Genomic DNA, 26,361 nt, shown 5'->3' with positions numbered 1-26,361 from the left:
TTCAGTCTCACGTCGGTTTTTGACGGGGGATGCAGGTAAAGAAAAAACCGGCCTTGATGGCCGGTTTTTTTGTGTCTGGGGTTTGGTGGGATTGGGCTCATTTTTTACAAGCAAAGCGACCCCCATTTTCATCGTCCCCTCACCCATTTTCCGCTGGTCGTTGAGCTAGTGTCCGAGGGAGGGAAGCGCCTACCCTTTACTCTGTTAACGTTTTTTTCTCAAATCGCGGGTTTAGTATCAAATTTCATCCAGCATTAACATTTTCACAGCTACGAAAATTATCGTTTTCGCATAAGATCGGCCTTCTGTTAGCGTTTTTATTGCCTCAGTAAAGGATTTCGTCAATGCAAGTCGGTTTCAAGACCCTCGCGACCCGCTACGCCATCGCATTGGCGCAGCCTCTGCGTGCCGAGTCGATGATCGGCACGGTTCGCGTCAGCCGCGAAAGTGAGGGCCAGGTGGAGAACCGGTATCCACCAAGCTACCGACCTGCAGACGATTTCGCAGGGCATTTCGAATTCGGTCTCAAGTACGAAGAAATTCATCTCGAGTTTTTTGCTCGCCTGTTCGCGGTCACAGGCCCGCAGCCTATCGAAGACTGGTGTCGACGGGAGCCTTTCGGCCAGTACGCCCGTCGCACCGGGTTCTTCTACGAATGGCTGACAGGGGAACGTCTGGATGTGCCTGACGTGACCAATGGCCGCTATGTTGATGCCGTTTCTCCAACAGATTACCTGACACGTAGTGAGGCACTGCGAACACGGCGTTGGCGTGTCAATAACAACCTCCCGGGGACGGCTGAGTTCTGCCCCTTGGTTCGTCGTACCCCGTCAGTCCAGGAAGCTTTGCAATTCGATCTGCGCAAGGCATTGGAAGAACTGGATCACGCCTATGGCGCCGACATTCTGATGCGTACGGCCAGTTGGCTGACGTTCAAGGAATCGCGCGCGAGCTTTCTCATCGAAAAGGAAGCCGACCAGGCGGATCGCATCCAGCGGTTTGCCCATGTCATTGCCCAGCACTGCGGTCATATCAAAAACCCGTTGAGCAACGACAGCCTGCAGTCCCTGCAAGCCGGCATTCTGGGGCGTGATGCCATCGGACTGGGCTTGCGGCGCTCTCCTGTGTTTGTGGGCCAGGCCACAATGCGCGAGGACATCGTGCATTACATTGCCCCTCATTTTGAGGATCTCGCGCAGCTATTGGCAGGGCTCAACGAGTTTGAAGTCGCAACACGTGGTGCGGAGTCACTGGCACGTGCCGCGGTGCTGGCATTTGGTTTCGTGTATATCCATCCCATGCGCGACGGCAATGGCCGGATTCATCGCTTCCTGATCAACGACACCTTGATTCGGGATAAGGCGGTGCCTGACGGCGTGATACTGCCAGTGTCGGCCACCATCACCAGTTCGATCGACTTCAGGGCTGGCTACGATCGTACGCTCGAAGCGTTCTCGCGGCCGTTCATGCGACGTTACGCAACGGACTACCGGTTCGGCGAACTCGTGACCTACGAGGACGGCACTCCCAGCAACTTCATCTTCGATGAATACGAGGACGCGTGCTTTGCCTGGCGGTATCCCGATCTGACCGAACACGTCCTGTACACCGCACGCGTCGTCGAGCACACGATTCGAAAGGAAATGGCGGATGAAGCCCGAGTACTGGTGATTTTTCAGCGAGCGCAGGAGCAGCTGAAAGAGGTACTGGAGATGCCAGACCAGGATGCAAACCGCATCATCCGCTCCATCAAGGAGAATGGCTGGACGGTATCTGGCAAGCTAAAGAAAGGGTATCCGCAGCTTGAAGATGAGGGCACGGCGAAACGCGTCGTCGAGGCCGTGCGTTCCGCGTTTGAGAATCGGGAGATGGGGGCTGGCGAAGAGTGATTTCCGGCGAATCCGGATAAGGTGCTCTCGAGCCTCCAGCCCTGCCCGCGCTCTTCGACGCGAAGAATCCTCACGCTTCCAGCCGCCGATACATGCGGGAGCAGATCAGCGCGAAGATGCCGCCAGATCCTCTTCGACGAAGCGCAGCATCGCCTCCGCCAGTGCCTCCCGCGGATAGGCATTCTGTGTCACCAATAGTGAACCTAGGGTGGAATGCGTTCGGGCGATCGGCACTGCCAGTGCCCAATGATCGGCGTTGATATAGCCCATCAGGCGGCTGCCGGGCACAACCTGATCGTAGAAGATCACTTGGCTGTCGTTGCGGGCATCGATGCGCGCCAGCTTGTTGTAACTCGATTTCAGCACGGCCGAGATGTGATCCGGCTGCGGGAAGGTCACGAGCGAATAGTAGTTCAGTTCGGACGGCAGCCGGTTCTGCGCCAGCCAGTTCTTGCGCGTTGCGGGTCGAAGGCTGTTGATCGCGCCACCGTCGCCCGAATCGCAGGTCGCACCGGGAAAGTGCCGCAACAGGTCCGCCTGGTACTGCTCGGCATCGTTGGCCAGCGCCGAGCCGCCGACCGAGCCGGCTGCGCTGATCACTGCCGCCACGCGGCCGCGGACTTCCGGGTAAGCGACCATCGCTTCGAGGATGTCGGGCGCGCCCTTCGAATAGCCGATGAGGACGAGGCGCGGCGGTCCGGCGTCAGCTGGCATCGCCATGATCGCGTCGCGTATTTGCCGAGCGTTCTTTGCGGAGCTCGATAAGGCGTCGACCTTGATCTGCACCAGGTCATATCCGAACTGGCGCAGATGAACCGCTACGCTGCCCGGCGCTTGCAGCCATTGCTCGAAGCATTCGTAGCCGACGCCGGCCACCACAGCGCCAACCAGACGGCGTTTCGATTGACCGAGATCGACGGGTTTGCCGGTGCCACCCGGTTCGCTACCGACGCGCGTCAATGCCTCCTCGCAAGGGCGGCTATCGGGCAGAACGCTTGCTCGCGTGTCGAGGATCGAGCAGAAAATCTCGCGAAAGCGCGCCCGCTGGTCCTTCACGCCGGCCTGCGACGCTGGGACCAGTACCAGCGGCGGGGTGTCCGCCGAGTAGGCAATCAGCGGCGCGGGTGTGCAGGCGGTGAGCGCATGGCAGCCAGCGATCATCAGCCATGCCATGCCAGCGCTGCACAACAATGGGTGGGTACCGCACAAACGGCCGGCCGAGTCATCCGGCCTGCCGAACAGGTCACTTGCGGGCATCATCGACCTCCTTTTGTGCAGGCGAGTCGCGCCGGTCCAGATACGGTTCCCAATCGAGCAGCTTCACCTGCGACAGGCTGAGCGGCCGCGTCGCAAAGAACATGACCGCACGCAGACCGTCGCTGAAGTAATGGGCGCCGCTGAACGTCGTTCGCGAGTGTGCCTGGGACGCGGGATCGACGCCGGTGACGAACCCGAGCTTGTCCAGACCGGCCGAATACATCATGTCCTGGATCAGGAGGTTTCTCGCCTCATCGACATCTTCATGCAAGACGAGGTTTTGCGAATCGCGCGGTGCAAAGCGTCCGCCGGTCGGTCTTGCGACCTGCGCGAGATAGACGGAGTGACCTTCGAAGCGCATTGGCGTGTTCCACACGCGCACCCAGGTCGCCGGCGCTCCGGCTTGCGATCGCTTGCGAACCACGGCATCGGGCATGCGGCCGAACACACGTTCGGCCGCATCCGCGGGGTTCGCGGCACGCCGGTAGCCGCGACGCACAAATGCGGCGGCGATATCGGCGAACTCGCCGACGAGAATGGCATTGATCGGATCGCCGGGCGCCTTGCCGTTCGCGTCAGTGGCGCAGCAGGGAAGGCGCTCCAACGCGGAACGCAACGCGGCCAGATCGTCATAGTCCTTGATCTCGGAACCATGATGCTGGAACAAGCCTTCGGCAAACCATTTTTCCCCGGCATCGTCCGGCACCCGCAAGAAAAGGGAGAACGGGATCAGCGTCTTTCTCTGCAGCAGATCGATATTCAGCAGCCGCGTAACGCGCTCCGGGTTGATGAACAGCACGCCGGCTTTCGTTTCGCCTGGCAGGACGGGATTCTTGAACCCCAGTTGGTCCAAGTGTGCATTGATGCGTGCGTTCGCGGCCGGGGCGAATATCCCGTGCATGGACCAGGCGACTTCGAGTGGCGAGAAATAGTCGGGATCGGTTCCCGGTCGCAGCAACAAGAGCGGATCGGCAGTCTGGTTCTGGACTTCGACCCACACGGGCTGCACGCGTGTCTTGTCCAGCTCCACACCCAGCATGCGCTGCCTGTCTTCGGCACTGAGCACGGCGGCGCTGACGCGCACCTGATGCCTGGTGGCCGTCTGCGCACGTTCACGCAACTCGGTAGTACTTAAATCGGCGGGTGCCTGCCAGGTCGTACAAGCAACGACGAGCGCAAGAATCGCTGCACAACCCAGGGTGCACAAGCAGCGTGTTGCACACCGCAGAGTCCCCCTGGCGGGTGGCGCCGACGGCAAGCGGCTCATGGCTTGACCCGCCCCGGTGATTGTCCGTCATTCTCATAGATGCCCTTCGAGAGAAAGAACTCTATTTGCGCCAGGGAGGTGTGCATGGGATCGAATACCAGGACACAGCGCAGCCCATCCGTGTAGTAAGGATCGGTCGTCAGGTTCTCGCGCGGCGCGCTCTTGGGCGCGGCCCCCACACCCTTCACGAATCCGAACTTGGCCAGCGTCACCGAATACGCCATATCCTGCGTCAGCGCACTGCGCGCTTCGTCGACATCAGGGTCGATCTTGTGCGTCGTCAGCGTCGCAGTATGCATGGTCAACCGGCTGCCGATATCACGGCTGATCTGTCCGATCCACACCTTCTTGCCGTGATATTGCATCGGACTCAGCCACAGCCTCAGATGATTACGCTGGTGGACGTTGTCACGCGCCTTTTGCAAGGCAAGGTCCTGGGCTCGCCCGAACAGATAGAGATCGCTCACCGGCGCATAGGGATAGCGCTCGCCGGCAAGCGCCGAATGAACCATTTTCATGATCGCCCCCGACCACTTTTCCTCGGTTCCGCGCCAGCCGCGACGCGCGAATGCGGGGAAGGCATCATCGAGGCCGCCGACGATCACCAGGTTCAGCGGATCGCCGTTCCTGGAACCCTCCTCGTTGGTGACGCAGCACGGCAGCGCCTCCAGCGCCGCCTGGAAACTGGCGTCATCGGTGTAGTTCACAATGTCTTCGGGCGGATAGATGCCCTGCCTGAACACTTCGCTGATGTGGTAATCGGTGCGCAGGCCCGGCACGATGGCCAGGACAGAGAAATGCCTCGACCGCCCGTCTGCCACCAGATCGAGGTTAACGAACTTGAACCCCTCGTCGAGATGGGTCAACACGAAGCCCGAGGTTGTCGCGCCAGGTGCGACAGGGTTGCGGAAGGCCAGCCGACGAAAGTGCCGGTCGAGCGCCGTCCGCTCGTCCTGCGTGCCCCCCGGGAAAAATGCTTCGGCCGCCTCGGATGCAGGGAAGAAATTTGGATCGAGGCCCGGCGAAAGCAGATAGTAGGCGCGGTCTTCCCGGTTTTTGACTTCGACCCAGACTGGCTGTATCGATTTATTCGCCAGGGGCACGCCGTAGACCACTTCGCTTTCTGCGGCCGACAGTACGGCGGTCGACACCCCCAGGCGCCATCGCTGCGCGTCACCGCGCGGCTTTTGTAGTCAAGGCTCGTCGTTGACTGAGGCTGGGAGGCGCAGCCGACGAGCGCGGCTGCGATGGCCATTGCTGCGAGCGCGTGTCTCACCATGCGATGCATCGCGTAACCTCATCAACTGAGCTTCGCTGCCCTGCCTGGGTAATCCGTGGCGACTGCGCACATCGGTTTCCATGTCTCAGCCTTTCATTATGAACCGCCCCGGGAATTGCGCAGGTTTTTTGTATCTGTAGCAGGGACGCTGTCATCTACACTGAAATTTGTTAGCGTTTTTTTCACATATCACGGATTCAGTATCAAATTTCATCCAGCATTAGCGTTTTCACACCGACGAAAATTATCGTTTTCGCATAAAACTGCTGTTCTGTTAGCGTTTTTCTTGCCCCAGTAAAGGATTTCGTCAATGCAAGTCGGTTTCAGGCACCTTGCAAACCGTTACGACATCGCACTGGCACAACCTCTGCGCGTCGAGCAATGATTGGCACTGTTCCCACCCAACCGCTGCACTCCAGTGCTCAGCACCGCCCGTTACAGAATTGGTGCGGTGACACAGGTCCTGGAAAACCTCGCGATGCGCGGTGACATCACCACGGATTCGGTGATTCTCAGCGACCAAGGTGTTGCAGCAGGGCTGAGAACGGGAACGGCCGATGATGAGGCGGGTTAAGGTTCAGCGCTGAATAGAGACCCGCTGGGCAAATTAGACGGATGACGTTCAGCGTCACCTGTACATTTTTGCATCAACGGGTCGCAACAATAAACAACCGCGGGAACGGCAGCAGCACCGAGCCATCGGCCAACGGCGGATAAGCACGCTCGATGGCTGCCTGATATTGCTTGAGGAACTGCCCCCGCTCCGCTTCATCCAGCGGCTCGAGAAACGGCCGCAATCCACTGCCCTTGAACCACTCGACCACACCAGCCGCGCCGTCCGCGAGCGGATGGTGATAAGTCGTGCGCCACACATCGACCCGGGAACAGTGGGGGCGCAGCATCGAGTAGTAACCGCTGGCACTGTCCATTGGCGTCCGCTGCCCGGCGACGCCTGCCAGCTTGCCAACCCACGGCCCATCGGCCGCGACTTCGCGCATCAAGCGGTGCGAGGGCTCGTTGAGGTTGTCCGGCATCTGGATCGCCAGGCTGCCGCCGGGCGCCAGCTTGTTCACCAATGCCGGTAGCAAGTTCGCGTGATCAGGCAGCCACTGCAGCACCGCATTGGCAAAGATCACATCGAACGGGCCGCTTTCGTTCCAGGTATCGATGTCAGCGGTATCGAATTGCACCTGTGGCAAACGCCTGCGAGCGGCGTCGATCATGTCGGTCGAACTGTCCAGCCCTCGCACCGCGGCGTTGGCGAAGCGGTCCACCAGCAACTCGGTCGAGTTTCCGGGGCCGCAACCGATGTCGATGGCCGAGCGCACGTCAGTGCCGGGAATGGCCGCCAGCAGGTCACGGGCCGGGCGCGTGCGTTCATCTTCAAAAGCGACGTATTGTTTGGCGGACCAACTCATTGCGTTCTCCTGTCTGTGCGTTGTCATGGGCTGTCCGCTACGATACCTCGGTCGACAAGCTCCGCCCTACCCCCGCGATCTCTACTTATCCCCCCCTTCTCCTGCATCTGCACCGAAAACCTGGTGGCGTCCGTATTGTCCGAAAGAGCCGATTTGGCCGAATGGGAATATGTAAGCAGAATTTTCAGCATGCCGGCGCTGTCACAAAATCAGGCGCATCCCAATAAGGAACACGGCAATGAAATTCGCAAAAATCTCGCAGAAACTCGCTCTGTGGGCCGGTAGCCCCAAGACCTTCATGGGCGCGCTGATCCTGATTGGTCTGTGGGGCCTGAGCGGTCCGATTTTCGATTACAACGACACCTGGCAGCTGATCATCAACACCTCCACCACCATCATCACCTTCCTCATGGTGTTCTTGATCCAGAACACGCAGAACCGCGATACCGACATTCTGCACCTGAAGATCGATGAATTGCTGCGGGTCAACAAGGAGGCGCGCAACGCGATGCTGGGGCTCGAATTGCTCGATCTCAAGCAGCTGGAAGCCTTGCGCAAACACTATCGCGCCATGGGCGAAAATGAGGTGTTCGACCTCGAAGGCCTCGTCTCCAAGGGCAAGCAAAAACCCAAGTGGGACGAGTGCTGAGCAAAAAAAAGGCGCCTGACCTGAGTCACGCGCCGTTTGCGTTTAACACTGCCAACTCCTAGCGACTGGCTTGCAGCGCCTTGGCCATCTGCAGATGGTTTTGCAGTTTGGGCAGGGTTTCTTCAGCGAAGGCTTTGATTTGCGGCACATCGGTGGTCTGCGCGGCCTGCTGCAGCTGCTCGATGGCTTCCTGGGTGGTTTTCACCTGGCTGGCCGCGTAGGTCTGGTCGAAGCTTGCGTCAGCTTTCACTTCCGGCATCAGGGCCTTGGCCTTGTCGACCACTTCTTCGCGCGGGGCGACTGGCAAATCCAGTTGCTTGGCGATTTTCGCCAGATGCTGGTTGGCGGTGGTGCGGTCGTTGATGACGACGATGGTGTAATCCTTGACCTGTTTGGACTCGGACAATTGGTGCGCCAGGCGACTGGCTTCGATGTCGGCCATGCCTTTGGCCGAGGCATCATTGATGAATTCGGCAGGGGACTGGGCAAAGGCACTGCTGGCACACAGGCCCAGTAACGTGGCAAAACTGGCATTGCGTAATCGGGTGGCCATCCGGCTCATGGTCGCGCCCTCCTTCTCGTAAAATTCAAGCGGGAGCTTGCGCCCCCGCCTCTCAATCAAAACTACCTCAGCGACTATTTCGATTTCTGACCGCCTTTGCGGCCCATATCGGGTTTCGCAGGGTCTTTTTCGACAGTCGTAGTGGTAGTTTTCCCACCTTTGCGACCCGCTTCAGACGCCTTCGTTCGATCGTTGGCGAAGTTTCCCGAGTTCGAGTTTCTTGAGTTAGGCATGATTTTCTACCTCTTTTGATGAGCGCAGCGAGCAGAAGCCCGCATAGAATCAGAATTTCGAACACCGCAAAGGTTTAGAAAAACATCGGGTCGACGCGACGAACGGCGGCGGTTTTTCAGGTATCGGGTGGCAGATGCCGCTGGCGTTTGGCGCTGTACATCGCCTCGTCGGCATGCCTGAACAACTGATGTTCCTCGGTGCCATGCTCGGGGTAATGCGCAACGCCGATGCTCGGCTGGATGTTCACGCTGTGCCCGTCCAGGCGCAAAGGCTGGGAGAGGACCTGGCGGACTTTTTCCGCCACGTTGCCGGCGTCTTCGCAGGCGTGGATGCTGTGCAGCAATACGACAAACTCGTCACCGCCGATGCGCGCCACCGTGTCCGTTTCGCGCACGCAGTGCGTGAGCCGATTGGCGACCGCTTGCAGCAACATGTCGCCCACCGCGTGGCCGTGGGTGTCGTTGACCTCCTTGAAGCGGTCGAGATCGATGTACAGCAAGGCCATTCGGCCGCCGTCTGCCCGGGCCAGTACCAATGACGCTTTGAGTCGCTCACGGAGCAACTCGCGATTGGGCAACTGGGTGAGTTGATCGTACTGGGCCATGCGCTGCAGCCGGGCATGCAATTGCTTGCGTTCGATCGCCGTCGCGACCTGAGCGCAAACGTACTGCAACAGCTCCTTGTCCTGCTCCGTGTAGCGCTCGCCACCGGGCACGCTTTTGACGATCAGCGCACCGATGGTGCCGTTTTGAGAACTCAACGGCACGCCCAGCCAACAGGACGATTGCTGGTTCGCGACCAGCGCCTCATACCCTTCAGGCACATTGGCCAGTTCCGGGGTCAGCAGGATCGGCTGGCCGCTGCGAATGACCTCGGCGCACAGACGCCCGGTGATCGTTCCGGGCTGTTCGGGTTGCAGTTCATGGTCGTCGACGTGATACGGAAAATCCAGCTGCCCGCAATGTTCGTCATACAAGGCGACGGAGAAATTCAGCGCCGGCAGCCATTCGCCGATGAGCAAATGGATGCGCTGGAACAGCGCGAGCAAATCTTCCGTGACGTGAGCGGCTTCGGAAATCGCGTACAGCGCCGCTTGCCGGGCCTCGGCCTCCTTGCGCTCGGTAATGTCGCGGGCCACGGCGATGCGCAGTTGGTCGACTTCCGACCAGCGGGCCGACCAGAGGATGTGCACCACCCGGCCATCCTTGCGCAGGTAGCGATTCTCAAAGTTGAGCTTGGGCTCGCCGCCCATGATTTCCCGGGCGGCGTCGAGGGTGCGCTGCCGATCGGCGGGATGCACCAGATCGATCATCGGCTGGCCGATCAACTCGTCGGGGGTGTAGCCGAAAATGCGCTCGCAGGCTGCGCTGACAAAGACGAAGCGACCTTGTTTATCGACCGCACAGACAGCGTCCAGCAAGAGATCGAGGTAGCTTGCCTGAGGCGCTGAATTTCTGGTTGCCATGGTGCGTTGGGCGCTTCCCGACAATGCAGCAAAAAAAAAACCATCCCGACCGATCAGTGCCGCTGACGCGTCCGTGCCATCAGCCTCACGCCTTGTTCGGCATCAGCCCCGGCAATGCATGCACCAGGGCGTTGATGGCGAAACCGATGAACATCACCCCGCACAACCGGGTGATCGCCAGTTCATGCCGCTGATACAGGCTGCGCACCCGCCGCGCACCGACGATGCCAATGAGGATAGCGTAGGCCATGAGGCCGCCGACGAAGCTCAGAACAATCAACCACGGCAACATTGACCAATTCAGCAGTTCTGCGCGGCTCGAGAGCAGCGCGGTAAACGTCGCGACCGCCACCGGATAAGCCTTCGGATTGGTCAGGCCAAACAGAATGCCGTGCCAGAACGGCTGCCGCGCCGGGCCTTGAGGCGCCTCGACACTGCTGCGACGAGCACGCACCGCGCGCACGCCGAGCCAGAATAGATAGAGGCCGCTGAGCACACCCAGCACATCGAAGGCTGTACTGCCGATTTCCCGCGCACCGACAATCGCGATCAATGCGGTACTGCACCAGACCACATCCCCCAGCAAATGCCCGCAGAGAAACCCTGCCCCGGCCCGCCGGCCATGCGCCGCACCGATGCCGAACACCGCCAGCACCCCCGGCCCCGGCGTGATGCCATAGATAAAGCCCGAGGCGAGAACAGCCATTAGTAGCGATGGGGTCATGGGAAGTCCTTGTCGAGCCTGGATGAATGCGCGCCAGTTTATCTCAGGTCTGCGGGGCGGTGGTGCCGCTTGTTGTCAGTACTTGTCGAGCGTACGCAGCTTCTGCGGCAACCCCCACAACAGCAGCGCGACGGCGATCAGCGCGCAGACGCCGATGACATACAGGGCCGGGGTGGTGCTGCCGGTCAGGTCCTTGATCCGTCCGACCATGACCGGGCTGACGATGCCGCCAAACTGGCCGAGGGTATTGATCACCGCGATCCCGCCCGCCGCGCCGGCACCAGCGCCGGCCAGCAGTTTCGGCGGCAGGGTCCAGAAGCTCGGGATGGAAGCGATGATCCCGGCACCGAGCAAGCCCAGCGCGACAATCAGGAAAGTCGTGTGGTTGGCAAAGATCCCCGCACAGAAGAACCCTACCGCGCCCACCGCGACCAGGCCCGCGACGAACTTGCGTCGCTCACCGGTCGAGTCGGACAGGCGCCCGATCACCACCATGCTGATGGCGCCGCAGATGTAAGGGATGGCAGTCAGCAAACCGATCATCACCGGGCTCTCGGTGCCGGCACTGCGGATCAGTTGCGGCGCCCAGAAATTCAAACCGTAGGACGCCACCTGAATCAGGAAGTAGATCAGCCCCAGCGTCAGGAAACCGGGGATGCGCAGTGCGGCGAGCAACGAGCCGCCCGTCTTGTGCGGCTCATGGTGTGCGATGCGGCTGGCCAGCAAGGTCTTCTCCGATGGCGTCAGCCAATGGGCATCTTCGATGCGGTCCTTGAGCAGCGTCAGCACCAGCAATCCGAGGCCGATGCAAGGCACGCCGCCAAGCAGAAACAGCCAGTGCCAGCCGCGCATATCCATAAAGCCGTCAAGGTGTTGCAGCACCAGTCCGGAGAACGGTGCGCCGACCAGGCCGGCAAAGGCCGACGACAGGAACAGCATCGAGGTGATGCGTCCGCGATAGTGCTGCGGGAACCATAGCGTCAGGTAATACAGCACACCCGGCGCAAAACCGGCTTCCATCGCGCCGATCACGAAGCGCAGTGCGTAGAACTGCCATTCGCTGTTGACGAAGACCATGGCCGCGGTGGCTACGCCCCAGGACATCATGATCCGCGCGATCCAGCGGCGGGCGCCGACCTTGTAGAGCATCATGTTGCTCGGCACTTCGAAGATCACGTAACCGACCACGAACAACCCGGCGCCAAGGCCGTAGGCGGTGTCGCTCAGGCTCAAGTCGGTTTGCAGCTGGAACTTGGCGAAGCTGATGTTGATGCGATCGAAAAAGGCGAACAGGTAGCAGACCATGATCAGGGGCATCAGGCGCCAGGCGACTTTGCTGACCAGGGCTTTTTCTTCGTCGACGCTAACGGACGGGCTCGCGCCCGCATCCAGTACATTAAGGCTCATAGGGGTTCTCCAGGCGGACTTCCCGTGGGGGTCCGATTGTTTTTGTTGTCTGGTTGAGAGGGTCGGTGTCTGTGCTTTTACTGTGGGAGCGAGCTTGCTCGCGATGGCGGTGTGTCAGTCGACATCGATGTCGGATGTGATTCAGTCATCGCGAGCAAGCTCGCTCCCACAGGGGGGGAGTCAGGAAGGGCTGGGGTGCAGGTCGCAATTGCGTCCGGCCTTGGCCAGTTGACCAGGCACTTCATGGCCCAGGAGCGCCGGCAACCCTCGGGACAACTTCAGCAACAGCGGCAAATCGATGCCGGTATGAATGCCGATTTCATCGCACAGGTTCACCAGGTCTTCGGTGCAGATATTGCCCGAGGCGCCCGGTGCAAAGGGGCAACCACCGAGACCACCCAGTGCCGCATCGAAGCGTCGGGCACCGGCCTCATAGGCGGCCAGCACGTTGCACAGGCCGAGGCCGCGGGTGTTGTGGAAATGCAGAGTCAGGTCCGTTGGCGAAACCCGTTGCAGTACCCGTCGCACCAGCCGATCGACCTGCCGCGGATTGGCCATGCCGGTGGTGTCGGCCAGGGTGATGCCCTGGATGCCGAGTTCCTGATAAGCCTCGACAATCTGCAGGACGCGGTCCTCGTCGATCTTGCCTTCGAACGGGCAGCCGAAGGTGGTGGCGATGCTGCCGTTGAGCCGCACGTGCGTGCCGTCCACGTACTGCACGATCTCGCCGAACGCCGCCAACGAGGCTTCGCAACGCATGCGCATATTCGCCAGGTTGTGGGTCTGGCTGGCGGACATCACCAGGTTCAGCTCGTCGCCCGGGCCTCCAGCGCCCGTTGCGCGCCTTTGAGGTTGGGGATCAACGCGACGTAGATCACCCCCGGTTGCCGGGCGATACCCTTGAACACCAGCTCGCCATCGCGCAGCGCCGGGATCGCCTTGGGCGAGACGAACGAACCCGCCTCGATTCGGCTGAAACCGGCCAGTGACAGCTGATCGATCAGCGCAATCTTGTCGACGGTGTCGACCCAGGTCGGCTCGATCTGCAAGCCGTCCCGCGGGGAGACTTCCTGAACGATCAGGGTCTGGAAAAAATCAGTGATCATTGCACCACCCCTTCAGTTTTCAGCCGCTCGATATCCGATGCCGTCAGGCCCAGCCCGGCGAGAATGCCGTCGGTGTGCTGTCCCAGGCTCGGGCCGGACCAGTTCACGCCGCCGGGGGTTTCCGACATTTTCGGCACGATTCCCGGCATCTTCACCCGGGCGCCGCCAGGCAGTTCGGCACTGAGCAGCATGTCTCGCGCCTGGTAATGCGGATCGGCGACGATGTCGGCCACCGAGTAGATGCGCCCGGCTGGAACCTCTGCGGCTTCCAGGGCCGACAGGACTTCGTCGATCGGCAGGCTGCTGGTCCAGTGGGTGATGGCGGCGTCGAGCACATTGCTTTTGGCGGCACGGCCATCGTTATGGGCGAACTCCGGCGCTTCGGCCAGGTCGTCGCGACCGATGACGTGCATCAGACGCTTGTAGATCGGGTCGCTGTTGCCGGCGATCACCACATAAGCGCCATCGGCCGTCAGGTACGTGTTGGAAGGCGCGATGCCCGGCAAGGCTCCGCCACTGCGTTCACGCACATGGCCGAGCATGTCGTATTCCGGCACCAGGCTTTCCATGACGTTGAACACGCTTTCGGCCAGCGACACATCAACCACTTGTCCGCCGCCCTGCCCGGTCTTGACCCGCAGCAGCGACATCAAGGCACCGATCACCGCGTGCAGCGACGCCAGGGAATCGCCGAGGCTGACACCGACCCGGGCCGGCGGCGAACCGGGGGGTGCCGGTGGTGTAGCGAATCCCGCCCATGGCCTCGCCGATCGCACCGAAGCCTGGGCGGTCGCGGTACGGGCCGGTCTGGCCGTAACCGGAAATCCGCACCAGCGTCAGGTTGGGGTTAAGGGCATGCAGCACGTCCCAACCCAGGCCGAGTTTTTCCAGGGCGCCGGGGCGCAGGTTTTCGATCAGCACGTCGGCACTGGTCGCCAGTTGCTTGACCAGCTCGATGCCTTCGGGGGATTTCAGGTTCAACGCCAGGGACTTCTTGTTGCGCGATTGCAGGTACCACCACAACGAGGTGCCTTCGTGCAGCTTGCGCCATTTGCGCAGGGGGTCGCCCTGGCCCATGGCTTCGATCTTGATCACCTCGGCGCCGAACTCGGCGAGCATGCGGGCGGCGAACGGCGCGGCGATCAGCGTGCCGATCTCGATCACCTTGATTGCACTTAAGGGGGCAGTCATCGCGGGGTACCTCTATGTTGTTCTTGGAATATGCGCCAAGGCTAGAGGACCGCTGGGTGATGAATCCACCCCTCAATGGGCAAGGGGCGTTCGCGAAACGCGAACGCTCAAACCTGCCCCCGCAACTGCTCAAACAACATCCGGCTCACCGGCGACAACGATGCTTCATCGCGCACCACCAGGATCAACGCACGATCCGACCAGTCATCCGTCAACGGCACCGCGTGCAATCCCAACGCCCGGCCAAACAGTTCGTAAGCCTTGTGCGGCAAAATACCAATGCCCATATTGGCCTGCACCATCCGGCACATGGCATCAAAACCCGGCACATGAATCCGCAGCCGCAACACTTTTCCGGCCTTGCGCGCCGCAGCATGGGTGCGCGCGTTGATCGAACTGGCGGCGTGCAGGCCGACATAATCGCTGTCCAGGGTGTCGGCAAACGCCAGGGCGGAGCGGCTCGCCAATGGATGATCGGGCAGCATCAGCACCACCAGCTTGTCCTGTCGATACAGCACGCTGTGCAGGCCTTTGACGTCGCTGTCACTGGAGCAGATCCCCAGGTCGGCCACACCATCGAGCACCCCCTGAATGACCCCGGCGCTGGGCCGTTCCTCAAGGTCGGTCTTGACCTGGGGATGCCGCTCGGAAAAGTCCCGCAGGTCTTCCGGCAGAAACTGGATGATCGCCGACAGGTTGGCCAGCATCCGCACATAGCCGCGAATGCCATGACTATGCTCACCCAGCTCAAGTCCCATTTTCTCGACGTTGAACAGCATCTGCCGCGCATGGTGCAACAGGGTTTCACCGGCGGGCGTCAGCGTCATGCCCTTTGCCTGGCGCACGAACAGGCTGATGCCCAGCGCCTCCTCGAGCTCCATCAACCGCTTGCTCGCCGCCGACACCGCAATCGCTTCGCGGGTAGCGGCACGGGTCAACGTGCCTTCTTCATGGACGGCGACAAACAGCTGGAGAGTGATCAGGTCGAGACGGCGGATCAGGCTTTTTTGCAGCATGAGAGAGCTCGATATCTGGTTCGACTGAGCCGGCAGGATAGCCCGGTTTTGGCCAACATCATCATAAGCGCTCGCCCTGCACATAAATCGCTTAGCACTCAACCGTAATGGAAATAGCTGATTTCACGCCGCCACACAGTTTATATAGTCTGGAAAAAACGCTGAACAGTGCAGCCATCAGATTAACCCTGAGGAGTCGGCCACTGAAATCCAGGGAAGATTCCATGAATAGCAGCACCACCCTCCTCGTCACCTGCAGCACAGTTTTTCTCGCTCAATTGGGCATGAGCATTTATCTGCCCGCCCTGCCGGAGATGGCTGGAAGCCTTTCCGCCGACGCCTCGCAGCTTTCATGGGGACTGGCGGTGTACCTGATCGGCATGGCCCTGCCGATGCTGTTCTGGGGCAGCCTGGGCCAGCGCATTGGCCGAAAGCCCGTGTTGCTCGCCGCACTCGGTACCTATGGAGCGGGCAATCTGGCGCTTCCACTGGCCGAGTCGCTTGAATCGTTCCTGGTGCTGAGACTGGTTCAGGGCATTGGCGCCAGCGGAATTTCGGTGATGGCGCGGGTGCTGATCCGCGACAGTTTCCGCGGTGACGTGCTGGCCAAAGCGCTGTCCTGGATTTCCATTTCCTTCGTGGTGGCGTTGGGGATCGGTCAATACCTGGGGTCGATCATTCAAGTTGCGCTGGGCTGGTCAGCGATTTTCTACCTGTTGGGTGGTGCGAGCCTGTTGATGGCGGGGGTTGTAGTGCGAGTTACGTTCCCGATACTGACCGAGGACAACGTTCGATTGTCCGCCTGGCCGAGCTACTGGGCATTCTGTGTGATCGGGCCTTTCTGTTACCAGCCCTCGCCGGCGGTCTCGGTTACGGCGTGATCATCGCGTTCAACACGGCCGCGCCGCTGATTCTGCAAGGACCGTTCAATTGGTCGGCAGTCGAGTACGGGTTGTTGGGCTGGCCCATCAGTGCGGCGTATTTTCTGGGGGCGCTGGGGGTCAATGCGTTTGTGCTTCATGTCGGTCAACGCAGGCTGATGACAGCTGGCGCAGGGCTGGTGCTGGCTGGCAGCGCAGCGATGTTGCTGGGGAGTATCGCGGGCACTTCAGTGGCCTTGCTGTTCTGGCTGCCGTATTGCCTTGCCGTATTCGGCCAGTCGTTGAATTACCCGATCAGCCTGTCGCTGGCCAACGCCGGTTCGCCGGTCGGCGGCGCTTATGCGATGGCGTTGGGCGGGTTCATTCACCAACTGATGGCTGCCGCCATCGGCGGGGTCGCCAGCCTGATCGCCAGTCCGCAGGCCTGGCCACTGTCGCTGTTATGCACCTTGCTGGCGGTGGGCGCGATGCTTTGCGTGATGCTCGCGCCCAGGGGTAAATCCATTTAGAACGCGCTGCGGAACATTTCCTCGATCTGCCGCTGATCCGCCACCCGCGGATTGGTCAGGCCACAGGCATCTTTCAAGGCATTGCTGGCAAGCATCGGGATGTCGTTGAGTTTGGCACCGAGCTCACGCAAACCGGCGGGGATGTCCACGTCCCTGGACAGGCTGCGGATGGCCGCGATGGCAGCTTGAGCAGCTTTTTCCGGGCTGAACCCATGAGTGTCGACGCCCATTGCCACGGCAACATCGGCCAGGCGATCGGCGCACTGCAGCGCGTTGAAGCTTTGCACATGAGGCAACAGCACGGCGTTGCATACGCCATGGGGCAAGTCGTAGAACCCGCCCAGCTGATGAGCCATGGCGTGGACGTAGCCCAGCGACGCGTTGTTGAACGCCATGCCGGCGAGGAACTGTGCATACGCCATGTTTTCCCGTGCCGCCAGGTCGCTGCCGTCGCTGACGGCCAGGCGCAGGTTGTTGCTGATCAAGGTGATGGCCTTGAGTGCGCAGGCATCGGTGATCGGGTTGGCGGCGGTGGAGACGTAGGCTTCGATCGCATGGGTCAATGCATCCATGCCGGTGGCCGCGGTCAGGCCTTTGGGCATGGCGACCATCAGCGCCGGGTCGTTGACCGACATCAGCGGCGTGACGTTGCGGTCGACGATGGCCATTTTCACATGGCGGGATTCGTCGGTGATGATGCAGAAGCGGGTCATTTCGCTGGCCGTGCCGGCGGTGGTGTTGATGGCGATCAACGGCAGTTGCGGTCGGGTGGACTGATCCACGCCTTCATAGTCGCGGATCTGTCCGCCGTTGGTCGCGCACAAGGCGATGCCTTTGGCGCAGTCATGGGGCGAACCGCCACCGAGGGACACCACGAAATCACAGCGGCTTTCCTTGAGCAGTCCCAGGCCAAGCTCGACGTTGGCGATGCTCGGGTTAGGCTTGGCGCCGTCAAAGATCACCGAGTCGATGTCCAGCACCGCCAGCTTCTGGGCAATCATCTTCGCCACGCCGGCCTTGGCCAGCCCGGTGTCGGTGACGATCAACGCCTTGCGAAAGCCGTATTTGCCAATGGCGACCATGGCTTCGTCGAGGCAGTCGATGCCCATGATGTTCACGGCGGGGATGAAAAACGTGCTGCTCATGAGCGAATTTCCAATCTGGGGCCGAATCGGAGGGCGGATCCAGCGGGCGCCCACAGGATCGGCCCTTCGGTTGCGCAGTAACTTGATCTGGCTCAAGTCCCGGTCGTGATAAAGTCGCCGCCCATCAGACCTTTTGCTTTGAGACGCCGACTGCAATGACCGATTTCCAGGATGTCGATGCCCAGCTTGAAGACTGGAACGCCTTGCGCGCCACCGCCTCTTTCAGCGGCCTGCTGGTGGGCAATGGCGCCAGTCGCGCGGTGTGGGATGACTTCGGTTATGACTCGCTGTTTGAGAACGCCCGCACCGTCGAAGAAAAACCCCTGAGCCAGTCCGAGCTGAGCGTGTTCGACGCCCTGCAGACTCGCAGCTTCGAACAGGTGCTCAGCGCGCTGAAAACCACCAGCCGGGTCAACAAGGCCCTCGCCGTCAGCTCCGCCGCACCGCGCAACCGCTACTACGCGATCAAGGAAGCGCTGATCAACACGGTGCACGCGGTGCACATCCCGTGGCGGCTGGTGGTGCCTTCGACCCTGGCGACGATCAATCAGGAACTGGGCCGCTACCGGACGGTGTTCACCACCAACTACGATTTGCTCAACTACTGGGCGACCCAGCACCAGCCTGACTCGATCACCGATCTGTTCCAGGGCGTCGAGCCAGGCTTCGACCTGAGCGCCACGGCCACCGATAAAACCCGGCTGCTGTACCTGCACGGTGGCTTGCATCTGGTGCGCAACCAGGACGGCACGGCGCGCAAGCTGATGTCGACCGAGGGTACCTTGCTCGGCAGTTTCGCCATCAACAACTCGATCAAGACCCTCGACAATGTGCCGCTGTTCGTCAACGAAGGACCGGCTCAGGACAAGCTCAAGACCATCCGCAGCTCGGATTATCTGTCGTTCTGCTATGACCAGTTACTGGGGCATGGCGATGGGTTGTGCATCTTCGGTCATGCCTTGGGCGAGCAGGACAGTCATATCGTCCATGCGTTGCGCCACGCGAAACCGACGGTGGTGGCAATCTCGATCAATCCACGCAGCAAGGCGTTCATCCAGCATCAGAAGCGGCATTACGCGAAGGTGTTTGAGGGGACGGGGAGTGAGTTGCGGTTTTTTGACTCGAAGACACATGCGCTGGGTAGCCCGAAGCTGACCGTGCCGGTCGAGGTTTAGCCGCGACGCGGCTACCCCTGCAGGAGCTGGCTTGCCAGCGAAGAGGCCGTCACATCCGATAATGATGTTGCCTGACACGCCGCCTTCGCTGGCAAGCCAGCTCCTACAGGGGTGTGGTTAGAGCACCGGCAGGGTCTTGTCCTTGATCACCTTGGTCGGACCATTGGCCTTGACGCTGGCGATGCCTTTTTCCAGCGCCGCAGCGGACGCGTATGACTCGCTGCTGCCGATAACCTCGTGGTTACCGGCCTTGAGGTTGAAGTAAGGATGGCCATCCCGGGTGGTTCTCTTTTCGTAGCGTTCATCCAGCGGGCTGTTGGCCTGAACGGATGCGATGCCTTTGTCGGCGGCCGCACGGGTGGCGTACAGCTCGCTGGTCAGAATGGTTTCGGCGTTGGCGGCCTTCAGGACAAATTTGAACTGACCATTACTGCTTTTGCTGACTTCGTACCATCCAGACATGTTCGTTCTCCTTGGCGATTGAGAGGTTTCGCGCTTCAGAGTAAAGCCTATTTCACCCCCGCCCGCACCACCGACAACGCCGGCGCCTGCCCCCGTCGCTGACTCAGGTATCGCGTACAGCTCACCCGCAAAAACGAAGCGAAATTGACCACCTCACCGCGATAGTCCATCACCTCTTCATACAGCTTGGCGATCAACTGATTGGTGGTCATGCCGTCGACTTCGGCGATTTCGCCGAGGATGTCCCAGAACTGATTTTCCAGGCGCAAGGTGGTGACCACTCCGCAGATTCGCAGCGAGCGGGAGCGCGATTCGTAGAGAATCGGATCGGCTTTGACGTAGAGCTCGCACATGCACAGGTCCCTCGTTACAGGGTAATTTTGGTGCCCAGCAAGCCGAGGAAACCGGCCAGCCAGCTCGGATGGGCGGGCCAGGCCGGGGCAGTGGCCAGATTGCCTTGAACGTGACCTTGCGTCACCGGGATATCGATGAACGTACCGCCCGCCAGCCGCACTTCCGGGGCACACGCCGGGTAGGCGCTGCACTCGCGACCTTCCAGAATGCCCGCCGCCGCCAGCAACTGCGCGCCGTGACACACGGCAGCGATCGGTTTGCCGGCCTTGTCGAATGCTCGCACCAGGTCCAGGACTTTGTCGTTCAGGCGCAGGTACTCCGGCGCACGACCGCCCGGCACCAGCAGTGCGTCGTAATCCGTTTCGGCCACCTTGGCAAAATCGAAGTTCAGGGCAAACAGGTGGCCGGGTTTTTCACTGTAGGTCTGGTCGCCTTCGAAGTCATGGATCGCCGTGCGCACGGTCTGGCCGGCGGTTTTGTCGGGGCAAACGGCGTGCACCGTATGGCCGACCATCAGCAGTGCCTGGAAGGGCACCATCACTTCATAGTCCTCGACGTAATCGCCGACCAGCATCAGAATTTTCTTGGCAGCCATGGGGTGGACTCCTCTGGGGAACAGGTGGGCTCGCAGGAGTATTCAAGGTAGTCCTTAATCAGCAAGACAGGTAATACCCGACTACTACGCCGATCACTTGTAGAGCTGGCTTGTCGGATCGCTGCACCGCAGCGAAAGCGGTGGGTCAGTCGACATCAATGTTGAATGTCAGGCCGCCTTCGCTGGCAAGCCAGCTCCTACGTTGGGGGGATTACCCCCAACTGTACGCCTAACTCTGCACCTAGCTGTAACAGCGCAGACGCCACGGTTTATGGCTAGATGAGGGCTCTTCCCGCCACCTTCGATTCCGGTTGCCATCATGTCCTCGCGCGAAAACACCGGCATGGCCCTCGGCCTGCTCGGCGTTGTGATCTTCAGCCTCACCCTGCCCTTCACGCGGATCGTCGTGCAGGAACTCCATCCGTTGCTCAACGGCCTGGGCCGTGCGCTGTTCGCGGCGGTTCCGGCGGCGCTGTTGTTGCTGTGGCGCCGGGAACGATGGCCCACGTGGAAACAGGTCAAAGGCCTGAGCCTGGTGATTGCCGGGGTGATCCTCGGCTTCCCGGTACTCTCGGCCTGGGCCATGCAAACCTTGCCGGCGTCCCACGGTGCGCTGGTCAATGGCCTGCAACCGCTGTGCGTGGCGCTGTACGCCGCCTGGTTGTCCCATGAACGACCTTCGAAAGCCTTCTGGGCCTGCGCGGCACTGGGCAGCGCGCTGGTGCTCGGGTATGCGTTGATCAGCGGTGCCGGCAGCATTCAGACCGGTGATTTGCTGATGCTTGGGGCGATCGCCGCGGGTGGCCTGGGTTATGCCGAAGGCGGCCGGCTGGCCAGGGAAATGGGTGGCTGGCAGGTCATCTGCTGGGCGCTGGTGCTGTCGACACCGCTGCTGATCGGACCGGTGCTGTACCTGGCGCAGCAACATCAAGGCGAGATTTCGGCCAGGACCTGGTGGGCGTTCGGTTACGTCTCGCTGTTTTCGCAGTTCATCGGCTTCTTTGCCTGGTACGCCGGGCTGGCCATGGGCGGCATTGCCCGGGTCAGTCAGATCCAGCTGTTGCAGATCTTCTTCACCATCGCGTTTTCGGCATTGTTCTTCGGTGAACACGTCGAGCCGATCACCTGGCTGTTTGCCGCCGGAGTGATCGTGACGGTGATGCTGGGGCGCAAGACCGCAGTCAAGCCCCCTGTGGGAGCGAGCCTGCTCGCGAAGGGTCCGTAACTACCAACATCTTTATTGACTGCCTGTCCGCCTTCGCCGGCAAGCCGGTCTCGCTCCCACAGGGGTCAGAGGTAGCCGTCGGCTCGCAGCAGGGTTTCGAGGCAATGCTCGCTGATGTGGTAAAAATCCTTCAGTTCCTGAATCTTCACCAACAGCTGCGCCGGGTCCACCGGTTCGGCGCGCTTGACCGCCAGGATCATCTTGTTCTTGTTGGTGTGCTCCAGCGAAATGAACTCGAAGACCTTGGTCTCGTAGCCGCAGGCTTCCAGAAACAAGGCGCGCAAACTGTCGGTGACCATTTCCGCCTGTTGGCCCAGGTGCAGGCCGTATTGCAGCATCGGCTTGAGCAGCGCCGGGCTCTGGATCTGCAGGCGGATCTGCTTGTGGCAGCACGGCGAGCACATGATGATCGAGGCCCCGGAACGAATGCCGGTGTGAATCGCATAGTCGGTCGCGATATCGCAGGCATGCAGCGCGATCATCACGTCCAGTTCACTCGGTGCGACGCTGCGCACATCACCGCATTTGAACACCAGCCCCGGATGCTCCAGCGTTGCCGCCGCGGTGTTGCACAAGGTGACCATGTCTTCACGCAGCTCGACCCCGGTCACCTCGCCTTCGGCGTTCAAGGTATTGCGCAGATAGTCGTGGATCGCGAACGTCAAATACCCCTTGCCCGAACCGAAATCCGCGACGCGTACCGGCTTGTCCAGCGCCAGGGGTGAGGAGGTCAACGCGTGGCTGAAGACTTCGATGAACTTGTTGATCTGCTTCCACTTGCGCGACATCGCCGGGATCAGTTCATGTTGCCGATTGGTCACGCCGAGGTCGGCGAGGAATGGCCGGCTCAGGTCGAGAAAGCGGTTTTTCTCGCGGTTGTGTTCGGCGGACGGCACTTCGCGTAATTGCTGAGGTTTGCTCTTGAACAACGAGGACTTGCCCTTTTTGCTGTATTCGAGCTGGACTTCATCAGTCAACGCCAGCAAATGCGCATTTTTGAACGAGGCCGGCAGCAACCCGGCGATGGTCGCGATGCCCTCGTCAAGCGCCAGATTCTTGGTGATGTCGCGGGTCTTGTAACGGTAGACAAAGGACAGGCAGGGCTGATCCTTGACCGTCAACAGCTTGATGTTCAGCCGCTGCAGGTCGGTCTCTGTGCCAACGTACTTGGCCAGCACCAGCTTGATGAAAGCGTTCTGCTTCAGACTGGATGTCAACAGGTCGATAAACTGCGCGTGATGATCCGGCGTGAGGCTGGCGGTAACGGACATGTAGAAAACGTCTCGGCGTGGAAATCGGGGAATGACCGGCATTTTAAGGGGGATAGGGGGTTTCGGCACGGGGTTATTTTTTCGACAGGTCCCGGCCACGCCGCCAGGACCTGAATACGCCCGTTGAACCCTCAGGGTTCCACCAACCGCAGTTTACGGTGGATGGGCGAGTTGATGACGTATTTGACAATCAACCCCACCGGCACCGCCCAGGTCAGGCCGTTGGCCGGATCAGTGACCACGGCGACGGTTTCGGAGCTGGCCGAGACATCCAGACGCCGGCGATCCTGGCTGGACTTGAGCGCTCCATAGGCATGGCTGACCAGTCGCTCCGCCAGATGCATCGGCACATCGATACGCTCCAGGTGCTTCACCGCCCGACAGAACAACACCTGATCATCGATCGATCCGTCGCCCTCATGGCGGGCCAGGAATGCCTGAGCGACGGCTAGCAACTCAGCATTCAATGCCTGGCGTTCATCGCCTTCCTTCATGTCAATGACTCCTGTGGCGTTTCCGCCAACGAGGTCGTCACCGCAACGGGCCGAGCGGCGCGACGCAGGTCGGGCCCCGCACAGGGCAAGTGCACGGCCGGGTTGGGCATGCCACTGGGCGAAAGCTCATGGGTCATTTCGAACTCGGCCCGAACCGCCCAACCGCACGCCTCCGACGTACATTGCAGATACGCCACCCGCAGGAAAATATGACGACCCTCGCTGGTACGAATACGCATCCGGTTCAGGCAATGCGGACACACCATTTTGTAAGTACTCATGCTTGACTCCTGGCAGTGATCGGGTGGCAATCAATAGGATCAAACGCAATACTGCTTGAAACATTGATCACCCCGGGTCGGTTTTGCAAATAGCGTTTGCCAGACAAAGGGAAGTGCAATGGGCAACTCCGTAATATGCACGAGTCAAGCTCGTAGGAAATCACCCTGCTACCATTAGGAAGTTTCGACATCGTAGTGTTCTGATTCATAGTTGACGATTGATCACTCACAAGAAAAAAGTACGCGATACGCGTAATTTAGACACTCAAAATGCACGTGTCAAAAGGAAGAGGCTCAAATTGAGTAGCAAAAAATCACAAGATGTCCTGACTCGCTTAAAGCTGATAACAGGCACAAAAACTGATGCTTCGTTATCAAGCGCGCTGCAGATCAGCCCTCAAACACTGAGCAGCTGGAAAGGACGCGACAGCACGCCATACTCATTATGCGTAGACATAGCGCAAACGCGGGGCATCTCGCTCGACTGGCTACTGCTGGGTGAAGGCCCTGTCCTGCGCCATACACTGGCCGCGCCCCCCGCTGACACTGAAGAAAGCAACTCACGGGAAAACACCATGCTCGCGCTCTGGCGACTGCTCGGCGAAGAGGATCGCTGTTCCATACAACACGCACTGGAAGAAAAATGGCGACTGCGCGATATGGAACTCAAGCTGTCGGAAATGGCCTCTACCCTCGCGGCACTGCAACATTCAGACGACAGATAAAGTTCATGTAAGCCGACATTCCGTTACTTCAAGGCATGCCACAACAACATAATGTTGCCGCTGCTGCGCATAATCAGTGCGCATGACAAAACGCTCGTCACTGCATGCCATGGACTTACCGGAGCAAATGTCAGCAGTACATCCATACCGGCAAGGCAGAACACCCCTCCGCACACACTGGTCAACAGTCCGTCACGCCAGCAATGACGTTGTTCGTTGCGCTGATAACAGGCAAGCCTGAACGCACTCAGCAAATGAGCAACAGCCGTGACGAACACCAACGCCATCATTTCACCCCCATCATCCCCGCCCCCGCAGGTGCCGAATGATTTCGCCGATACCGGCACCGTCAATCCACTGCATCAGCTTGATGCTGATGGGGATAACGATCAGTGCGCAGAAAAAGGCGGTCACGCCGCCGGTCAGGAACGGGGCCAGCCGCAACGCAACCGGGGTAAACAGATAGCCGACGCCCGCGGACAGCAACCAGGAACCGATACGCTGCCAGGCCTTGAAATTGCTCCCGGTCGTGGTCACGAGCCACGCGCCCAGCGCCGCACCGAAAAGGGCCTCGCCATCGATCGAGGGCAGCGTCGCGATGCCCAGGCCCAGCATCAGCCCACTGAGGCTGTTGTAGATCGAGTCAGTCAGGCTCATGGGTGCCTCGCGGATCGATCATTTCCCACAGCAAAGAGGCCCGTCTCAATGGCCTTGAGCAAAGCGGCACGGCGCGAGCTGACGGCAAACTTGCGGCGGATATTGGAGAAGTGGAAATTGATCGTGGAGACCGAGCAATTCTGAATCCTGGCGATCTCCCAGGAGGTTTTTCCTTGGTAGCACCAGATCAGAGCTTGTTTTTCTTTCGCCGTCAGTCGGACCGATGGGGCATTTGCGGCGCCACCGGGCACTGCATAAGCAAAAGAGTCGAGCGGTTGATGCATTGACATGACAAGAACTCCCTCTATGTCAGAACACCCTTGACCGGGCGCTCACTGTTAGAGAGAGATGTTGAAGACAGGCCTGCACTCAGACAACGCGTGGAGGTTGTAGCGACGCGAGCTACATATACAGACCCAGTCCTCAGCCAAGCACCACCAACCGGTTGGGCAACTCATTGCGCACATGGGTCACCGGCACATGCACCTTGAGCAATTCGCCGCAGGCTTCGACGCAGGTGACAAACCCCTGCAAGGTCTGCCCCTGTTTCACCTGTTGAGTGAACGCCGTCACGATCGAGTCCCAGTTTTCGTTACCCAGGCGCTGCGAAATCCCTTCATCCACCAGGATTTCCACATAGCGCTCGGCTTCCGAGACGAAAATCAGCATGCCGGTGCTGCCCATGGTGTGGTGCAGGTTTTGCTCCAGGAACTGCCGACGGGCCAGGTTCGAGGCGCGCCAGTGGCGCACCGAGCGCGGGATCAGGTGCGTGGTGACCTGCGGAATCCGGAACACCAGGCACAGCACGATAAAGCTGACCCATTGCACCAGCAGCAGGCTATGCAGGGTCAGCCAGCCGGTCAGGTAGTGCACGACACCCGGCACCACCAGCGCCAGCAGACTGGCCCAGAGCAACGGGATGTAGGCATAGTCGTCGGCACGGGCCGCGAGCACTGTCACCAGTTCGGCGTCGGTATCGCGCTGGACCCGGGCAATCGCCTCGGCGACTTTGCGTTGTTCGTGTTCAGTCAGTAATGCCATGTTCAAAGATGCCTGTTCGCTATTGTTTTACCGCTGTCATCACCAGCCGCCCGACGAACCGCCGCCCCCGAAACTGCCCCCG

26 protein-coding genes and 3 pseudogenes are annotated in these 26,361 nt (G+C 60.3%); 6 read left to right on the top strand and 23 right to left on the bottom strand.

The genetic code is table 11. From position 1 onward, the window contains the following. Positions 1-344 precede the first annotated feature (344 nt). Positions 345-1,889 carry a Fic family protein gene (locus BZ163_RS09755; protein WP_128870731.1) on the top strand — a complete coding sequence of 515 codons (1,545 nt, stop codon included), beginning with the start codon at positions 345-347 and terminating at the stop codon, positions 1,887-1,889. 105 nt (positions 1,890-1,994) lie between these two features. Here BZ163_RS09755 and BZ163_RS09750 read toward each other — a convergent pair whose 3' ends face one another. The 4 genes from BZ163_RS09750 to tam all read right to left on the bottom strand — a co-directional run bounded on the left by BZ163_RS09750 (position 1,995) and on the right by tam (position 7,110). Then, a complete protein-coding gene (locus tag BZ163_RS09750; protein WP_218190503.1) occupies positions 1,995-3,146 on the bottom strand; it encodes a hypothetical protein in 1,152 nt (383 codons plus the stop codon). After that, positions 3,133-4,353: an LssY C-terminal domain-containing protein gene (locus tag BZ163_RS09745; protein ID WP_218190502.1), complete on the bottom strand. Its 1,221-nt coding sequence runs from the start codon at positions 4,351-4,353 to the stop codon at positions 3,133-3,135. The genes BZ163_RS09750 and BZ163_RS09745 overlap by 14 nt, the downstream gene beginning before the upstream one ends. Before the next feature lie 56 nt (positions 4,354-4,409). Beyond that, positions 4,410-5,564, bottom strand: a complete 1,155-nt coding sequence (locus tag BZ163_RS09740; protein ID WP_218190501.1) for an LssY C-terminal domain-containing protein — start codon at positions 5,562-5,564, stop codon at positions 4,410-4,412. A gap of 775 nt (positions 5,565-6,339) precedes the next feature. Then, complete coding sequence (tam, locus tag BZ163_RS09730) at positions 6,340-7,110, bottom strand: trans-aconitate 2-methyltransferase (protein WP_128870728.1); 771 nt, start codon at positions 7,108-7,110, stop codon at positions 6,340-6,342. Between the two features lie 238 nt (positions 7,111-7,348). Here tam and BZ163_RS09725 point away from each other — a divergent pair, with 238 nt between their 5' ends. Further along, positions 7,349-7,759 (top strand): low affinity iron permease family protein, encoded by a 411-nt coding sequence (locus tag BZ163_RS09725; protein ID WP_128870727.1) that lies wholly within the window; start codon positions 7,349-7,351, stop codon positions 7,757-7,759. Positions 7,760-7,817: 58 nt separating this feature from the next. Here BZ163_RS09725 and BZ163_RS09720 read toward each other — a convergent pair whose 3' ends face one another. The 8 genes and pseudogenes from BZ163_RS09720 to BZ163_RS09680 form a co-directional block, all read right to left on the bottom strand. Further along, complete coding sequence (locus BZ163_RS09720) at positions 7,818-8,321, bottom strand: DUF4142 domain-containing protein (RefSeq protein ID WP_128870726.1); 504 nt, start codon at positions 8,319-8,321, stop codon at positions 7,818-7,820. Between the two features lie 74 nt (positions 8,322-8,395). Further along, positions 8,396-8,554: a KGG domain-containing protein gene (locus BZ163_RS09715; RefSeq protein ID WP_082930399.1), complete on the bottom strand. Its 159-nt coding sequence runs from the start codon at positions 8,552-8,554 to the stop codon at positions 8,396-8,398. 116 nt (positions 8,555-8,670) lie between these two features. Beyond that, positions 8,671-10,020 (bottom strand): diguanylate cyclase domain-containing protein, encoded by a 1,350-nt coding sequence (locus BZ163_RS09710; RefSeq protein ID WP_128870725.1) that lies wholly within the window; start codon positions 10,018-10,020, stop codon positions 8,671-8,673. Between the two features lie 85 nt (positions 10,021-10,105). Then, on the bottom strand, positions 10,106-10,744 hold the full coding sequence (locus tag BZ163_RS09705; RefSeq protein ID WP_128870724.1) for a LysE family translocator: 639 nt from the start codon (positions 10,742-10,744) through the stop codon (positions 10,106-10,108). Between the two features lie 75 nt (positions 10,745-10,819). Then, the gene (locus tag BZ163_RS09700; RefSeq protein ID WP_128870723.1) at positions 10,820-12,151 is read right to left on the bottom strand and encodes an MFS transporter; all 1,332 of its coding nucleotides are present in this window, start codon (positions 12,149-12,151) and stop codon (positions 10,820-10,822) included. Positions 12,152-12,331: 180 nt separating this feature from the next. Further along, positions 12,332-13,257, bottom strand: a pseudogene (locus BZ163_RS09690) (hydroxymethylglutaryl-CoA lyase). Beyond that, a pseudogene (locus BZ163_RS09685) lies at positions 13,254-14,448 on the bottom strand (CaiB/BaiF CoA transferase family protein). The pseudogenes BZ163_RS09690 and BZ163_RS09685 overlap by 4 nt, the downstream one beginning before the upstream one ends. 107 nt (positions 14,449-14,555) lie before the next feature. Further along, complete coding sequence (locus BZ163_RS09680; protein WP_128870722.1) at positions 14,556-15,464, bottom strand: LysR substrate-binding domain-containing protein; 909 nt, start codon at positions 15,462-15,464, stop codon at positions 14,556-14,558. Between the two features lie 224 nt (positions 15,465-15,688). On the opposite strand from BZ163_RS09680, the pseudogene BZ163_RS09675 reads away from it, so the two are divergent. Then, positions 15,689-16,854, top strand: a pseudogene (locus tag BZ163_RS09675) (MFS transporter). Here the strand turns inward: BZ163_RS09675 and yiaY are convergent. Further along, entirely contained in the window at positions 16,851-17,999 is a 1,149-nt protein-coding gene (gene yiaY / locus BZ163_RS09670; RefSeq protein WP_128870721.1) for an L-threonine dehydrogenase, read from the bottom strand. The pseudogene BZ163_RS09675 and the gene yiaY overlap by 4 nt on opposite strands. 155 nt (positions 18,000-18,154) lie before the next feature. On the opposite strand from yiaY, the gene BZ163_RS09665 reads away from it, so the two are divergent. Further along, the gene (locus tag BZ163_RS09665; RefSeq protein ID WP_128870720.1) at positions 18,155-19,174 is read left to right on the top strand and encodes a DUF4917 family protein; all 1,020 of its coding nucleotides are present in this window, start codon (positions 18,155-18,157) and stop codon (positions 19,172-19,174) included. A 117-nt stretch (positions 19,175-19,291) separates the two neighbouring features. Here the strand turns inward: BZ163_RS09665 and BZ163_RS09660 are convergent, their stop codons facing one another. From BZ163_RS09660 to BZ163_RS09650, 3 genes are read right to left on the bottom strand one after another with little or no spacing between them, the layout of a single operon-like run. Further along, on the bottom strand, positions 19,292-19,636 hold the full coding sequence (locus tag BZ163_RS09660; protein ID WP_128870719.1) for a YegP family protein: 345 nt from the start codon (positions 19,634-19,636) through the stop codon (positions 19,292-19,294). Between the two features lie 47 nt (positions 19,637-19,683). Continuing rightward, on the bottom strand, positions 19,684-19,989 hold the full coding sequence (locus BZ163_RS09655) for a ribbon-helix-helix domain-containing protein (RefSeq protein WP_128870718.1): 306 nt from the start codon (positions 19,987-19,989) through the stop codon (positions 19,684-19,686). 14 nt (positions 19,990-20,003) lie between these two features. Further along, a complete protein-coding gene (locus BZ163_RS09650; RefSeq protein WP_128870717.1) occupies positions 20,004-20,585 on the bottom strand; it encodes a DJ-1/PfpI family protein in 582 nt (193 codons plus the stop codon). 319 nt (positions 20,586-20,904) lie between these two features. On the opposite strand from BZ163_RS09650, the gene BZ163_RS09645 reads away from it, so the two are divergent. Next, on the top strand, positions 20,905-21,810 hold the full coding sequence (locus BZ163_RS09645) for a DMT family transporter (RefSeq protein ID WP_128870716.1): 906 nt from the start codon (positions 20,905-20,907) through the stop codon (positions 21,808-21,810). A 65-nt stretch (positions 21,811-21,875) separates the two neighbouring features. Here BZ163_RS09645 and BZ163_RS09640 read toward each other — a convergent pair whose 3' ends face one another. From BZ163_RS09640 to BZ163_RS09630, 3 genes are all read right to left on the bottom strand, one after another. Next, entirely contained in the window at positions 21,876-23,081 is a 1,206-nt protein-coding gene (locus tag BZ163_RS09640; RefSeq protein WP_128870715.1) for an SAM-dependent methyltransferase, read from the bottom strand. A gap of 131 nt (positions 23,082-23,212) precedes the next feature. Beyond that, on the bottom strand, positions 23,213-23,575 hold the full coding sequence (locus BZ163_RS09635) for a hypothetical protein (protein ID WP_128870714.1): 363 nt from the start codon (positions 23,573-23,575) through the stop codon (positions 23,213-23,215). Further along, the gene (locus BZ163_RS09630) at positions 23,572-23,856 is read right to left on the bottom strand and encodes an ogr/Delta-like zinc finger family protein (RefSeq protein WP_128870713.1); all 285 of its coding nucleotides are present in this window, start codon (positions 23,854-23,856) and stop codon (positions 23,572-23,574) included. The genes BZ163_RS09635 and BZ163_RS09630 overlap by 4 nt, the downstream gene beginning before the upstream one ends. A 299-nt stretch (positions 23,857-24,155) precedes the next feature. Between BZ163_RS09630 and BZ163_RS09625 the strand changes: the two genes are divergently transcribed. Next, positions 24,156-24,581, top strand: a complete 426-nt coding sequence (locus BZ163_RS09625) for a helix-turn-helix domain-containing protein (protein WP_128870712.1) — start codon at positions 24,156-24,158, stop codon at positions 24,579-24,581. 23 nt (positions 24,582-24,604) lie between these two features. On the opposite strand, the gene BZ163_RS09620 is transcribed toward BZ163_RS09625, so the two are convergent. The 4 genes from BZ163_RS09620 to BZ163_RS09605 form a co-directional block, all read right to left on the bottom strand. After that, positions 24,605-24,871: a phage holin family protein gene (locus BZ163_RS09620; protein ID WP_128870711.1), complete on the bottom strand. Its 267-nt coding sequence runs from the start codon at positions 24,869-24,871 to the stop codon at positions 24,605-24,607. Between the two features lie 10 nt (positions 24,872-24,881). Further along, positions 24,882-25,238 (bottom strand): putative holin, encoded by a 357-nt coding sequence (locus tag BZ163_RS09615; RefSeq protein ID WP_128870710.1) that lies wholly within the window; start codon positions 25,236-25,238, stop codon positions 24,882-24,884. Further along, positions 25,235-25,528: a helix-turn-helix domain-containing protein gene (locus tag BZ163_RS09610; RefSeq protein ID WP_178110456.1), complete on the bottom strand. Its 294-nt coding sequence runs from the start codon at positions 25,526-25,528 to the stop codon at positions 25,235-25,237. Before BZ163_RS09610 ends, BZ163_RS09615 begins: the two co-directional genes overlap by 4 nt. Before the next feature lie 133 nt (positions 25,529-25,661). Next, the gene (locus BZ163_RS09605; RefSeq protein ID WP_128870709.1) at positions 25,662-26,279 is read right to left on the bottom strand and encodes a TPM domain-containing protein; all 618 of its coding nucleotides are present in this window, start codon (positions 26,277-26,279) and stop codon (positions 25,662-25,664) included. Between the last annotated feature and the right edge of the window lie 82 nt (positions 26,280-26,361).

Source organism: Pseudomonas sp. VI4.1 (genome assembly GCF_002029345.1).
Classification (GTDB): domain Bacteria; phylum Pseudomonadota; class Gammaproteobacteria; order Pseudomonadales; family Pseudomonadaceae; genus Aquipseudomonas.
This window is presented reverse-complemented; position numbering and strand designations above follow the sequence as displayed.